Annotated in this window: 10 protein-coding genes and 1 pseudogene; 3 read left to right on the forward strand and 8 right to left on the reverse strand. The window is 38.9% G+C overall.

The window, feature by feature from the left end; all coding sequences use genetic code 11:
• Nucleotides 1-122, forward strand: a pseudogene (locus ACOB82_RS15035) (IS1595 family transposase); the annotation flags it as partial.
• Between the two features lie 10 nt (nucleotides 123-132).
• Here ACOB82_RS15035 and efpL read toward each other — a convergent pair.
• The gene (gene efpL / locus ACOB82_RS15040; protein ID WP_448213801.1) at nucleotides 133-705 is read right to left on the reverse strand and encodes an elongation factor P-like protein EfpL; all 573 of its coding nucleotides are present in this window, start codon (nucleotides 703-705) and stop codon (nucleotides 133-135) included.
• A gap of 309 nt (nucleotides 706-1,014) precedes the next feature.
• Between efpL and ACOB82_RS15045 the strand changes: the two genes are divergently transcribed.
• A complete protein-coding gene (locus ACOB82_RS15045) occupies nucleotides 1,015-2,085 on the forward strand; it encodes an amidohydrolase family protein (protein WP_448213802.1) in 1,071 nt (356 codons plus the stop codon).
• A 77-nt stretch (nucleotides 2,086-2,162) separates the two neighbouring features.
• Here ACOB82_RS15045 and ACOB82_RS15050 read toward each other — a convergent pair whose 3' ends face one another.
• Nucleotides 2,163-2,699 carry an SRPBCC family protein gene (locus tag ACOB82_RS15050; RefSeq protein WP_448213803.1) on the reverse strand — a complete coding sequence of 179 codons (537 nt, stop codon included), beginning with the start codon at nucleotides 2,697-2,699 and terminating at the stop codon, nucleotides 2,163-2,165.
• Between the two features lie 197 nt (nucleotides 2,700-2,896).
• Between ACOB82_RS15050 and ACOB82_RS15055 the strand changes: the two genes are divergently transcribed.
• Entirely contained in the window at nucleotides 2,897-4,117 is a 1,221-nt protein-coding gene (locus ACOB82_RS15055; protein ID WP_448213804.1) for a serine hydrolase domain-containing protein, read from the forward strand.
• A 60-nt stretch (nucleotides 4,118-4,177) separates the two neighbouring features.
• Here the strand turns inward: ACOB82_RS15055 and ACOB82_RS15060 are convergent, their stop codons facing one another.
• The 6 genes from ACOB82_RS15060 to ACOB82_RS15085 form a co-directional block, all read right to left on the reverse strand.
• Nucleotides 4,178-5,005, reverse strand: coding sequence for an SDR family oxidoreductase (locus ACOB82_RS15060; protein ID WP_448213805.1), 828 nt, complete (start codon nucleotides 5,003-5,005; stop codon nucleotides 4,178-4,180).
• 108 nt (nucleotides 5,006-5,113) lie between these two features.
• On the reverse strand, nucleotides 5,114-7,243 hold the full coding sequence (locus tag ACOB82_RS15065; RefSeq protein ID WP_448213806.1) for a hypothetical protein: 2,130 nt from the start codon (nucleotides 7,241-7,243) through the stop codon (nucleotides 5,114-5,116).
• A 242-nt stretch (nucleotides 7,244-7,485) separates the two neighbouring features.
• Nucleotides 7,486-8,847: a leucyl aminopeptidase family protein gene (locus tag ACOB82_RS15070; protein ID WP_448213807.1), complete on the reverse strand. Its 1,362-nt coding sequence runs from the start codon at nucleotides 8,845-8,847 to the stop codon at nucleotides 7,486-7,488.
• 339 nt (nucleotides 8,848-9,186) lie between these two features.
• Nucleotides 9,187-11,445 (reverse strand): TonB-dependent receptor, encoded by a 2,259-nt coding sequence (locus tag ACOB82_RS15075; protein WP_448213808.1) that lies wholly within the window; start codon nucleotides 11,443-11,445, stop codon nucleotides 9,187-9,189.
• A 141-nt stretch (nucleotides 11,446-11,586) separates the two neighbouring features.
• The gene (locus ACOB82_RS15080) at nucleotides 11,587-12,942 is read right to left on the reverse strand and encodes a GntP family permease (RefSeq protein WP_448213809.1); all 1,356 of its coding nucleotides are present in this window, start codon (nucleotides 12,940-12,942) and stop codon (nucleotides 11,587-11,589) included.
• Nucleotides 12,943-13,431: 489 nt separating this feature from the next.
• Nucleotides 13,432-14,157: a Crp/Fnr family transcriptional regulator gene (locus ACOB82_RS15085; protein WP_448213810.1), complete on the reverse strand. Its 726-nt coding sequence runs from the start codon at nucleotides 14,155-14,157 to the stop codon at nucleotides 13,432-13,434.
• Between the last annotated feature and the right edge of the window lie 172 nt (nucleotides 14,158-14,329).

Genomic DNA, 14,329 nt, shown 5'->3' on the forward strand with positions numbered 1-14,329 from the left:
TTCATGGAGTCGCCACAAAGTACCTTGATCATTACCTTGGTTGGTTCAGGTATATGGATGCTCCAGGAAACCTTAATGAAAACAAGCTATTTCGCATTCAACAACAGTTAATGGGAACATAGCCAAATCTAATTATTTATCTGCACGGCTCATAAAGCGTTTCTCTTCGGTATTCACTTTAATGCGATCGCCGTTAGAAATGTGCTCAGGTACTTGTACAATCAACCCGGTTGATAAGGTTGCAGGCTTAGTACGAGAAGTGGCTGAAGCGCCTTTAATTGACGGGTCAGTTTCAACAATTGTTAATTCAACGCTAGACGGTAAATCGATGCCAACTGGCATACCGTCAACCACAATAATTTGCAGGCCTTGAGTGTTTTCATCAATAAATAACACTTCATCAGCAATGTTTTCTTTATTAATGTTATACGGCGTGTAATCTTCATTATCCATAAACACATATTCTTCGCCATCTAGGTAAGAGAACATTGCTGGACGACGAATTAAATCAGCCATATTTAACATATCGACATCTTTGAACGTTTCATCAACTTTTTGGCCTGTTACCACATTGTACATACGCATGCGATATAAGCTGCCACCTGCACGACCTTGCGGTACAGAGCGCTCAATATCTTTAACAATATAAACCCCACCGTTATATTCAACAGCGGCATTTTTCTTAATTTCACTTGCCTTTGGCATAATCTATTTCCTCAAATAAAAGCTGGCGAGAAATTACCATAAAATTAGCGATAATTCGATATGCGCTATGCCTAAACTTGCTCAACTTTTACTGAGCGATTAATTCAGCCCCCTAACAATAACGCTAGCAACCGGTCTTGCCATTTCTTAAACATAAGCTTTAACCTACAAATAAGCCCACAAAACTAGCGTATAAATTTCACTAAACTCAAATAAAACTAAACGGCGACATCAAGAATATTAGTGATTGCCAGATCGATTCAGCTACTTATAATAAAAGCTCAATAATAAAAACGAGTGTAAAACACAGTGCCTGAGCAATCTCCTTCTGCCAAGCGTTCATATAAGCGCATCAATGGTCACGGTCATCTATTACCTTCGCCCCAACAAATTCCTGCGTTTATGAAAGACAAAAAGTTTTTCTGGGTTGATGATGATAAAAAGTTTATGTGCCAAGGCAATTGGCGACGCCCTATTACCGATCCAAGTTTCTTTTTAACCGAAAAAATTGAGTGGATGGCGCAAAATAATATTGATCATGAAGTAGTACTTAGCTTGTCTCAGCTTTATTGCAATGGCATAAACGAGCAAGACACCGCAGATATTTTACGCTTTCAAAATGACTTTAATGCCGAAGTGCAACACCAACAGCCATCACTATTTACCACTGGCTTTGTCGTGCAACCAGCACATATCGACCAAGCGCTTAGCGAAATTGAACGCTGCGTTGGTATGGGCATGAAACTATTGTGTTTAAGCACCCATTATCAAGCAAAAAATGGCGAATGGTTATCGGTATGTGATGACAGTGTGGCGCCCATTTGGCAACTGGCTAATGAGCTTGGACTCGCACTTGAAATTCACCCTTATGATGCCGGAAAAATGGTGAATTTAACCGATCACTATTGGCGTTATCATTTAGTGTGGATGATGGCGCAAACTGCCGATACCCACCTAATGTTCAGTTTCAACGGTTTTGCAAAGAAATACCCTAAAGTTAGAACCTGTTTTGCCCATGGTAATATGCTTAGCCAAGCTAATTATGGTCGTACCATGCAAGGTATTGACGGACGTCCCGATTTATTCCCTAACGCGCATCACCCCAGCGAAACCTTAAAACAACCGAATGTATTTTTTGACACCTTAGTGCATGATGTTGATACCCTTGAGTTGATGATTAAACGCAACGGCAGTGAACAGCTAATTTGGGGGGTCGATGATCCTTACCCGCTTGGCGAAATGAGCACAGTTGATAACTGTTACCCCGGTATTTTATTAGATAACGCCCTGCAAGCTGGCGTTATTAACCAAAGCCAGCAACAACAAATAATGAATAGCAATATCATTCACTGGCTAGGTTATAAACCTTTTGCTGATTAATGGGTTTAAAAACGTGTTTTAACAAGAAACAACAGCAGCGGTTAATGCAGAGTTTAATGCTGATGTTAACACTACAGTTAATGCTGCTCTTGAATTTCTTTTAAATTATTAAGACCCAGCTGTAAGTCATCACCAATGATTTGTTCAAAATCCATAAACAAAAACATTAAATTCATCGGGTAAGCTAAATAACCTTCAAAGCCCCAACTAACCTTTGTTTGTTGTTGAGTAACCGGTTCAATAGTCATATACGACGGCGACGTTGCCGCAAACGGCTTAATAAACCGCAATTCATAATCAATGCGCTCGCCATCTTTAATGGCAATAATCTCCTGCTCGCCAACGCCAACTTCATCATTATCTGATTGCCAAGCTGAGACAAAACCAACCTCGCCATCGGTGCCACGAAAACTTTTCTTCATGTCAGGATCTATTTTCGCCCACTTGCTATAAAGATCCTGATTTTTTAAGTACTTTACAAAGTTAAAAACCACTGTACTGGGCTGATTAATAACCACCGACCGTTCAACTTGATAACTATTTTTAATAAATGCCGCGACTATAAACGGCAACAAAATAATCACTAATACCGCTATCGAAAATTTCTTTAGCATACGCTGAGCACCTTTTTTCAATTCTTATTATTGAGATGTATGTTTTAAGATTTAGTATAAGACTTGTTATTAGTGTGGCTAATTAGCTGACAGTTTGCAAAAATCTGGTTACAAGGCTTGCCTATCTCTTTATTAGGTAACGAGTTACAATAGCGCCCGAATTTTAGTTTCACCCCAAGTATTTGTTTTAGTTTTTCATGTTACCAAACCATTTTCATTTAATTATTCAAAAACTTATAATTACCTTTTTGTTATTTGTCGCCTGTTCAACTGCATCAGCAGTTTCTTTTAAAGCGTTGACCGATCTTAATCAAGATTATCGTCAACTAGTTAACCGCCAGTTAACACAATATGGTATTCCAGGTGGCGCCTATGCCATTATTAAAGACAACCAAATAGTCGCTATTGAAACTTTTGGCTATTTAGATAATGCCAATAAACAAGCGGTAAACCCGCAAACCGTGTTTAGATTAGCATCGGTTTCCAAACCTTTTGCTGCTACTGCTGCAGTTATGCTGGCCCATGAACAGCGATTAACATTAACCGATCCGATAACGCGCTATGTGCCAAACTTTGCCTTAAAACCCAATGGCGCCGCAGATAAAATTTTACTAAAACATATCCTTAGTCATACTAGCGGCTTAATGCCCAATGCCTACGATAACTTATTACATGAAAACTGGGACATGGGCAAAATTATTGGTCGCTTTAATCGCGTTACGCCAATTTGTCAGCCAGAAAGTTGCTATGGCTATCAAAATATCACTTATGGTTTACTGCAAAATGCGATTGAAGCGAGCCAACCGCTAAGCTATGGACAACTACTTACATCGAAAATATTTGCCCCGTTAGCAATGAAAAACGCTTCTGTCGGCTATCAAGCATTTATTGAGCACAGTAACACTGCTAAACCCCATGTTTTAATTAAACGCGTTAACACGGGTAAACGCGACAGCGCGGGTAAAGCAATCAAACGTTATGTTTGGCGAACGGTGGATGTTGAGCCTGATTTTTACAAAGTGCCTGCGGCTGCTGGGGTTAATGCCAGCATTACTGATTTAGCCAAATGGTTAATGGCTAATTTAGGTTACGCGCCGGAAGTATTATCGCCTGCGTTACTAGCAGAGCTCACGACACCAAGAGTTAAAACCCAAAAAGATCTACGTAGGAAGCACTGGCGTAAATACCTTACCGATGCTCATTACGGCTATGGCTGGCGCATCTACCAATTTGACGATATGCCAATAGTTTATCATTCAGGTTGGGTTGAAGGTTACCGCGCTGATATTGGCTATGCACCTGAATTAGGGGTTGGTTTTGCTTTACTGATTAATGCCGAGTCAAATGTGGTTAATAAGCTTTCAAGCCAGTTTTGGGCGAACACTTATCAGCTGTCACAAGCACCAGATAAGAGTTAGCCCTTCACATATATAAAACTAACCCTAAGCTCTTAATACCTAACTCTTAGTCCTTAACCCTTAACCCTTAACAAGAATGGCATCTAACCAACGTGCCGGTAATAGCCTTTTGAGTAAAGCAAAAACCTTAGTCGGCGTGGTGACACGATAACGAATCTTTGGGCGCTTGCTTTCAAGTGCGTTAATCAACGCATGGGTGACATCAATCGGTTGCAGGCAAAATTTAGCATTAGACTGTTCAACCGACAGCCGATTCTTTTGCACTTGGTAATTTTCTTTATGAACACTGTTTTCGCTATCAATATATTGTTCAAATGCTTTTAAGGCATTAGCACGAAACTGTGTTTCAATCGGCCCTGGCTCAATTAGCACCACTTTAATATTAGCATCAGCCAGCTCTAGGCGCAGCGTGTCTGTTAATCCTTCAATGGCATATTTTGACGCATTGTAAGCACCTCGATACGCCATTGAAACAAAGCCAAGCACAGAGCTACATTGAATAATGCGGCCATGACCTTGCGCACGCATGACAGGAATAACCAACTTTGTTAATTGGTGCCAACCAAAGACATTGGTTTCAAATTGCGCTCGCAGTGCTTCAACCGATAAGTCTTCCAAAGCCCCCGGTTGACCATAGGCACCATTATTAAATAAATAATCGAGTGTGCCGCCCGTTTCGGCCAGCAACCAAGCAACAGCTTTTTCTATCGAGTCTTGAACAGTTAAATCTAATTGGTGGGCATTTAGCCCTTTTGCTTTAAGTTGCTCAACATCAGCATTGTTTCTAGCGGTGGCAAACACTTGATAGCCTCTGGCATCTAGTGTTAGCGCTGCATGTAAACCAATACCTGATGAACAACCAGTAATAAGAATGGATTTTTGAGTCATAAAATTTATTTTGTTTGCCTTGTTTGACTTGTTTGACTTGTTTGAGCTATTTGAATGATGAAAGTTAACGATATATGCAACCAGTTTATCTAGTTTAAACAAGGTCGCTTATTTAACTGCTACCTGCGATAAGGCATGCTCATTATTCAGCGCGTGATCTATCAATTTAGGGTTCCATTTACGAAAGGTATTGTCCAGCATATCATTGGCCAATGCTTTAAATTCAGGGTGTTGCTTTACCCCGTAATAAATGGGTGAGCTAAAAATAAACCTTTCTATGCCTATTACACTAAAATTTAACCGAGTTAACGAGCGTTTAAAGGTATTTAAAAACTGTTGCGGTGAATAATTGCCGGCTAAATACATATAAAGTAAACAAATCTCCCGATTACCACCACCATAAGCAACTGCCTCACATTTTAATAAATTAATACGAATTGCAGGCAGTAATGCTTCAGCGAAACGGTTATCTCCTTGCTGTTTTTTTATGGCAGCATAAAGCAATGCCTCGTATTCGTATGGTATATCTTTAGTTTTATCGAGAAACTCTGCTGGGGTGTTATTTTCTATATTAAATTGTTTAGCAAATATTTGTTCATCGCCCTGTAATAGTCCCTGTAAGGCTAATGCATGTTGCTTTTGCGTTTCAGTAAAACCCAATTGGTTAAATTGTGTTATTTGCTCATCAGTTAATAGCCCTTGTTGTTTATATTCACTCATGAGTATAAAGACTTCATTACACCACTTTTTCGATTCTGGAAAATGCTTAAACTCTTGCGCTAACGCATTAATGCCAGCATCAATGTCACCGAGCAATAAAAATAATACCGCTAATATTAGAGAATGATACTCAACTGGCTTACCTTGATATTGTGCTAAATAGTCTATAGTTTTTTGTGGTTGATGCTCGATTGAATAGTACATCATTGAATAATTAGCGATAGCGTCTTCAGGCGCTTTATCTTCCAGTAATTTGAGTACCCGATACGCTTGTTCAAGATCCCCTTTAGCAACATATAACGTATTTAAATTATGATAATTTATAATGCTGTCAGGGTTTGTTCTGATTATTTTGTTACGCTCAGCAATAATTTTTTCTATATCGTTAATTTGCAATAAATAAATATTTTGTATTAATGGGTCATTAGGTGCTAATTCATAAGCTTTCGTATAAAGCGCTTGAGCAACCTTAAATTCACCTTTATCACTAAGATAATCGGCAAATGCTAAATGTTTTAGTGGGAAATCAGGTGCGGTTAATAATTGATAAAACAGCGATTTTTTCGCTTGTTTCTGTTGTTCAAAAGTAAAGCCGCCATAATCATTGGCAAAGCTATACGACATATAAAGCTGCGCGCGAGCTAGATGAAAGTTTGGATCAATGGCAAGCGCTTGCTCTAACAACTCAACAGCTTGTTTAATGGTTTCAGCGCTACGTTGGTACTGCAATGCTCTTGCCTTAATAAAAAGATCATAGGCTTGAGGCTCGGTTGTCATCCCCGCTTCAAGTGCCACTTGCTCAGGTAATAAATTCAGTTTTAATGCTTGGGTTATGGCAAAGGTAAGCTCGTCTTGTAATGAAAAAATATTGATCAGTTCACGATCATAGGTTTGCGACCAAATATGGGCGCCACTCGCCACTTCAATTAATTGGGCGGTGATACGCACCATGTCGTTATCTTTGCGGACACTGCCCTCTAAAATGTAATTAACCTGCAGCTTTTCTCCGATTTCTTTAATGTCAGCATTTGACCGCTTAAAGTTAAAAGAAGACGTGCGAGCAATCACCACTAATTGATTTAACCGCGCCAGTGAATTTAAAATTTCTTCGGCGATACCATCACCAAAATAGCCTTGTGATTTATCAGGGCTCATATCTTCAAACGGTAACACGGCAATTGAGCGCTCTAAGCTGTCATCGGCTTCTACCACAGCCCACTGCTGATAGGCGATAAAACTTAAAGCCAGTGCTAGAGAAAACGCCAACAAGTAATTAATTTTTTGCCCAGTTTCAGAGGCAATAGACTCATCGCGATCCACCTGATAAGAGCGCTTAATACCTTCAGGCGTTAGTTCAAATGCCCACGCAAAAATACAAGCAACGGGAAAGCCCATGGCTAACACCAAGGTCACTATGGTGCTAAATAATGTCGGCAAATGCAGCGCGGGAGAGACCACTGCAACAATTTGTAGAATCAGCCACGTAGTGATTAAGTAGACGCTTGCTACTTTAAACACGTTCCTGCGTTTAAGCTCTCGAAAGAAAGTCATGGTCCCTGCGCAACAAGATTACTGTTTTAGTTCCTTGAGCTTAAGTTAATCCCGCGATTGATTCAAATTTAATCACTAATTACCAATCCCGTAAGTGATATAACATCGTAATGAGTTTAAAAAAACGAGCTAACTCATGTAAAAAAGGCCAACCTAAAACGGTTAGCCTTTAAGTGAAATAGAACTAATGATTAATTAGTCATCAGATGTTAAGCATTATAGCGCTGTTTTAAATACTCAAATACTGCGCGAATACCAAAGGCTTCACCTCCTTTAGGCCTGCCTGACAATGCACGAGTATTAAACGCCATAATATCAAAGTGACACCAGTCGATATCTTTAGGTAGAAATTCCTGCAAATATAATGCGGCAGTAATTGCACCGCCAAATGGCCCTGTTGGACAATTGACTAAATCAGCGATATCGCTTTTAAGCATATCTTTATAAGGCTGATGTAGTGGCATCCGCCATACAGGATCATCATTGCCAAGACCTGCATTGGTAATGCCTTGAGCAGTGGAATCGTTAGTGGCAAAAAAGCCTGGTAGTTCAGTACCTAACGCAACGCGCATGGCTCCGGTTAAGGTAGCAAAATCAATGATTAAATCAGGTTTATCATTCGCTGCTTCATCCAAAGCGTCACATAACACTAAACGCCCTTCTGCATCGGTATTATCAATTTCAACGGTTAAACCTTTGCGGGTTTTAATCACATCGCCTGGACGAAATGAATTGCTAGAAACGGCATTTTCAACTGCAGGAATTAGCACCCGTAAATTTATCGGTAAATTAAATGACATAATCAAGCGCGCTAAACCTAGTACATGAGCGGCACCGCCCATGTCCTTTTTCATATAACGCATACCAGCAGCCGGTTTAATATCTAAGCCACCGCTGTCAAAACACACGCCTTTACCAACTAACGTGACTTTTGGCGCATCTGCTTTGCCCCAATGTAAATCTAATAATCTCGGGGCATGACAGCTAGCGCGACCGACAGCATGAATGGTCGGGTAATTTTCATCAAGTAAATGATCGCCAACTACTTCACTAAAGCTACCATCAAATTCATCGGCAAGCGTTTGCGCACAAAGCGCTAAATCTTCCGGCATCATATCAGCAGCTGGTGTGTTAACTAAATCACGTACTAGTGCGGTAGCTTGCGCAAACTTTATCGCATCATCAACAATGGTTTGATCGGCAATTGAAAGTATCGGCAATTGTTTTTCAGATGTTTTATAACGCTCAAAACGATAACTACCGACTGTCCAGCCAAAAGCAATAGCGAAGTGATAACTAGCATCGGCATTTAACGCATATTGACCTTTAGGTAACTGATGAATTAAATCTCCACAGGCAAAATAATTACTGGCATCTTCAACTGACATTATTACAAAAGCGATACTGCCATCAGCACTTGGTACTAAGCTTAAGCCTTTCCCTAAATAGCCCGTGGTTTGTAACCAGTTTTTCACTTCAGCGGGTTGCTGAGCTAGCCAGTTTGCATAGTCATCATGATTGATAACAAATAACGGTGTACCTTGATTTTCTGCATTAATAGAATTAACCATAATTATTTGATTTTGCCTTTGTTTTTATTTTCTTACGTTGTCGTATTGGTGTTGAACTTTCTATGCTATCGCTTGCATGGCATTACATTGCTATCGCTTACGTGGCATTACATTGCTAGCAAAACCAACACTTATTTCATGCTTAGATGTTAATAGCTAAATGTTAAACCAAATTAGTTAATTTATCAGTTAGTTTATGTGTTTTATATCCGTGTATTTTTGTATAATTTTTTTGATAAAAAAAACGAACCTCGAAAGGTTCGTTTTTAAAAAGGCCATTTTAAAAGGCTTAGGGAGAAAAGCCTTTTAAGTTATTTAACTCTCATTAGAGCTTAACAATTAGAAGTTATATTTAACTTCTACACCGTAAGATCTTGGGCGAGCATAAATTGCATTGATGCCACCGAAGAATTCACGGTAACTTTCAATCATATGATCGCTGTCATTTAAGTTACGGCCCCAAAGCGCCACTTGCCATGTATCTTCGTTAGACATTAATGTGATACGGGCATTTACTGAGCTGTATGAATCAGCTTTATCAAAATCAACCACTTTACCAGTAATTGGCACTACGTAGTTTTCATCATTGTTAACTAAATAGTACTGTTCGTCTGTATAGTTATAGTCGAGGCGGTATTGCATTGTTGCATCAAGCGAAGAAATTTCTTGGAAGTATTCCAAGCTTAATGACGCTGTCCACTCTGGCGCATTTGGTAAGTAATTACCTGAGGCATCGCTACCACCAGTACCACCACCTGGGAAGCTGTCAAAGGTTGCATCTAAATAACCTAATGAACCTGTAATTGCGAAATCATCAGTCATTTGGTAATCAAATTCAAGTTCGACACCTTGAGTAATTACCGCAGCCGCGTTAGTAATACTAATTGCTGTACGCCCGCCACCTAAATCAACATATTGGTTAACTTGGTAATCTTCATATTCTGAATAGAAAATTGACGAGTTAAAGTTTAGGCCATAATCAATTAGCTGAGTTTTATAACCAATTTCATAGCTATCAACCGTTTCTTTATCAAACTCAATACCCGCTTCTAATACATCATCAGTCACGAAGTCTAAATTATAACCACCACTTTTGAAGCCTGTTGAATAACGAGCATATAATTGCGCGTCAGGGCTAACTGCGTAGCTGATATTAATTGCTGGTGATACATAGTTGTCGGTACGATCATCGGTAACATTTGCCGTTGCCATTCTAAAGATACCGGAACGAGAACCATCAATATCCCAATCAACTTCTTTCTTCTCTGATGAATATCGCAGACCAAAACCTAATTGCCAATCTGCATTAAGATCATATGTACCATTAGCAAAAAGTGCATAACTGGTGGTTTCTACGTCACCATCAACAGCCACAGCAACACCGGGGCTAAGGCCCAAAATTGCACCACCAGCCGCGGCAATTGCATCACGGACTGTTGAGCTGTCTTGACTGAAATAATAAGCACCTAAAATATATTTAAAGTCGCCTTGATCAGGGGAAATTAATTGAAACTCTTGAGTAGTTTGCTTATACGCATCCGTATAGTCGACATGCAAAATATCCAACGGTGAAAGATCCGTTGGTAATCTTACGCGCATTTCAGTATCACGATATGCGGTAATTGATTTTAACGCAAAGTTATTAGCCATTGTGTAGTCAAAAATGGCAGATGTACCCCAAACAGTTTTATCTTCTTTGGCATCTCTAGGTTGATAAATTTCAAATTTTTTATCAACCGAGTCAATAAACTCTTGTGGTAACAACGTTGTGAATGGGCCAGCAGCTGGATCATAACCAAATGGATCAGTTAACGGCGAGCCATTAAGGATATAGTTGTCACTGTTCGCGTAGTCAGCACTCCAAGTAAATTCTAAGGCACTAGAAAGCTCAGACACTAAATTAATACGGCCAGCCATAGCGTCTTTATCACCAACATCACGACCTGTCATAGTATTTTTAACATAAGAGCCACCTTCTGAGCGGTTTAAAAACACCTTAGCCGCAGTGCTATCACCTAATGGTAAATTTAATTTTACATGATAATCACGAACATCAAAGTTACCAATATTAGCAGTAACTGAACCTTCAAATTCATCAATTGGTTTTTGTGAAATTAAGTTAATTGCACCAGCAATAGTGTTTTTACCAAATAACGTACCTTGTGGGCCACGAAGTACCTCAACACGCTCTAAATCAACTAAACCTTGGTTTAGCGCTGGTGATTGACCTAAGTAAACACCGTCAATATAAATACCTACGCGGCTATCAAAACCAATGTTACGGCTGTTAGCACCAACACCACGAATAGTTACTTTTGAGCGAAAATCAATTGATTCACTCATGTTTAAGTTAGGTGCAGTTTCACTAATATCTTGCAGCTGCTTTATACCGCGTTGCTCTAACTCTTTTGAACCAACGCTGGTTACCGAAATTGGTACATCTATTAAGCGTTGCAAACGTTTTTGTGAGGTAACAACAATTACCTCAACTTCTTTTTCTTTTTTGGCGATTGTTTCTGCTTCTTCAGCAAAACCTTGACCTTGCAGCGCAAGCATTACTGCTGATGTCACCAATGAATATTTAATTTTTTTATTCATCCTATCTTCCCCGTGAGTTCATTTTTTTTGTCTTAATAGTACTTGTGTAAAGTTAAGCTTTATTAAAGCAAAGCTTATGTTGTTATAAATATTATGTATTTGTTCCACTGCTTAATTGCTATCGCTTAATTTCTACCGCCGCTAAGCGATAGAAATTAAGCCAATAGTCGTTAAGGTTGCTATTACCGGAACCACTAAAGTAATAACCCCTAAATCTTTATAGCCTTGTTTATGATTTAAGCCAGTAATGGCAAGTACTGCTACTACAGCACCACAATGCGGCAAGCTATCAAAGCCACCACTAGCCATTGTTGCAACTCTATGTAGAATCTCTGGATCAACACCTTTATCTAGATATGGTTGTGACATAGTGGTTAAGAATATTTGTAAGCCACCTGTAGCTGAGCCAACAATTGCCGACATTAAACTAACAGAGACGAAAATTGATAATAGTGGATTAATATCTAATGAGGTTAGCCAAGCTGCCACTTCTTGAAAGCCTGCTGTTTTAGTTACTACCGCACCAAAACCAATCACTACCGCCGTTGCCATTAATGGCATAATTGCATCATCGGCACCTCGTCCAATTTTAACTAGGGTGTCTTTACGCATGCATGGGAACAATATAATAGTTGCAATAATACCGATAAGTAGCGCCAGACTTGGCCATAAAATTGGTTGGCTCATGGCAAAACTAATAATAGCGTTATCTGCCACGTCAAAACCTAGTACGGTAAATAATCGAGGCACAATAATGGTGCCAATAACAATTAAAATTGGAATAATAGCTTTACCCCAATGCGGTAATTCTTGTTCGTTGTCACTTGCTAATACCGCTAAATCACGTTCGCTTGGAACAAATCCCTCATTATTTAAAGCAGCTTTTTTACGTTCATATTCTAAGTACATCATACCTAGGCCAAACATTAATAATGAGCCAAATATACCGTAGCCACCTGCTGCAAACAGGTCAGTTTTAAGCGATACAGAGGAAATAACATTTTGAATGGATGGCGTACCCGGTAACGCTGATAAGGTATAGGTTGCGCCACCTAAACCAATAGCGGCAACAAATAAGCGTTTAGGAATATTCGATTGTTGCAACATTTTGATGCCCAATGGGTACATGGCAAAAATCACCACAAAGACCACGACACCACCGTAGGTAAAAATGGTACTAGCTAAAACGGTGATCCAAAGGACCCTCTTTTCACCTAGCTTGTTTACTAAGGCCATAGCAATACTTGACGCCGCACCACTATCGCCAGTGACTCGACCAAACATTGCTCCCATCAGGAACAGTACAAAGAATTTACCAGCAAAAGAAAACGCCCCTAATGGGCCAAACGCGAAGTATTCGAAAATTGATTTATCTATAGCCAGACCATTGGTGACTACCACCAACATAGTACAAATAAGACAAGCTAAAAAGATGCTAACGCCACGCATAGCAAAGAAAATAAATAGCGCAACAGCCAGCACGATCCCGATATACATTTAATTCCCCCATTAGCATGTATAGTGATGTAAATAACTAGGTAATAAATAGCTAGTTTTCAAATTGTGATGCAATTAAACGGCGAGATTGTCCTTTTTATTATTGCTATATCTGCGATGTGCTTATTAATTTTGTTGTCAGCACTACCGCTTATAACTGGTTGACAAGTTCAAGGTTTAACTAGTTGAGCAAATCTATCATAGCGATATACTTTTAATTGTTAGAAACTTAACATTCTACCAAAGGGGAATAATTGTTTTTTTTTGTTACCATACTGTTAAGCAATAAAGTAATTAGTAATCAACAAGTTACACATTGATTTTACAGAAAATCCATATTGGTAATGTCTAATATTTTTTGTAACTATAATGAAATACAAAAGAAAATAATGAAAAAACAATAAAAGATGGTGATATTTTCGCCACCATTATTGGTATAGTTTATTGATGCTAGACAGTCTGAACTTAAATCGGCCAATAAATAGGCGGTTATTTTTGTTCTTTAGGGTAAGAAGCGACCAGTGAATCTTTAGGAATAATTAAATCGAATTGCTCAATCATTTTGTTTAAATCAGGAATGGTTAGTTTGTTATATTTGACACTTAACATGCCATCATTTTCCATTTTTTTCAGCTCGCGAGCGACACTTTGTCTGGTGGCGCCCACCATTAACCCTAAGGTTTCTTGGGAAACATTACACACCGTCATATCGCCATTTTTTTCTTTAATTCCTTGACTAAACACTAATCTAACCAATACTTTTGCCAAGCGTTTATAAAGCGGCAATAAGTAAGCATCTTCCAGCATTTCTGAAACCATACGAAAACGGTTACAAAGCATGGTATTCATGGCCAATAATATTTCAGGGAAGCTCTGAATAAGGCTTTCAAGTTGCTCATTAGTTAAGACATTTAATAATGTATCTTCACTGGCAACGGCGCTGTTAACTCGGCGCTCTTTAGTCAACAAGCTTAAATCACCAAAGCAATCACCGGGATTGAGTGTCGACAAAATTAATTGATCGCCATCTTCCGAATAGGTACAAATATCAACACGCCCAGATACAATTTGGAAACCAGAATGTGACTCTTCTCGAGACACATAGATAAATTGATCTTTGGCGTATTTTTTTAACTGAACCATTTTTTTCAGCTCACTAAGTGCCTCTTCGCTCAGGTCTTTTCGCCAATTATGTAGATTTGGAACGACTAACATAGACAGATACTCGGTGATATTAGCTATTGCGATATTTTGACAATAATTATATTGCCAAACACAAGCATATAAATATCGATAAAAATTTAATTGTGGGGGAGACTACCTATATTTTGCAAAAAAATAAACCATTATGTTTTGAAAGGGTATTACAAAAAATCGTTTTTATAAG

It is taken from the genome of Colwellia sp. MEBiC06753 (assembly GCF_053470325.1).

Coding starts and splice junctions, on each gene's coding strand:
- ACOB82_RS15060 (WP_448213805.1), bottom strand. CDS start 5,005: ATGACTCAAAAATCCATTCTTATTACTGGTTGTTCATCAGGTATTGGT.
- ACOB82_RS15085 (WP_448213810.1), bottom strand. CDS start 14,157: ATGTTAGTCGTTCCAAATCTACATAATTGGCGAAAAGACCTGAGCGAA.
- efpL (WP_448213801.1), bottom strand. CDS start 705: ATGCCAAAGGCAAGTGAAATTAAGAAAAATGCCGCTGTTGAATATAAC.
- ACOB82_RS15080 (WP_448213809.1), bottom strand. CDS start 12,942: ATGTATATCGGGATCGTGCTGGCTGTTGCGCTATTTATTTTCTTTGCT.
- ACOB82_RS15050 (WP_448213803.1), bottom strand. CDS start 2,699: ATGCTAAAGAAATTTTCGATAGCGGTATTAGTGATTATTTTGTTGCCG.
- ACOB82_RS15070 (WP_448213807.1), bottom strand. CDS start 8,847: ATGGTTAATTCTATTAATGCAGAAAATCAAGGTACACCGTTATTTGTT.
- ACOB82_RS15075 (WP_448213808.1), bottom strand. CDS start 11,445: ATGAATAAAAAAATTAAATATTCATTGGTGACATCAGCAGTAATGCTT.
- ACOB82_RS15055 (WP_448213804.1), top strand. CDS start 2,897: ATGTTACCAAACCATTTTCATTTAATTATTCAAAAACTTATAATTACC.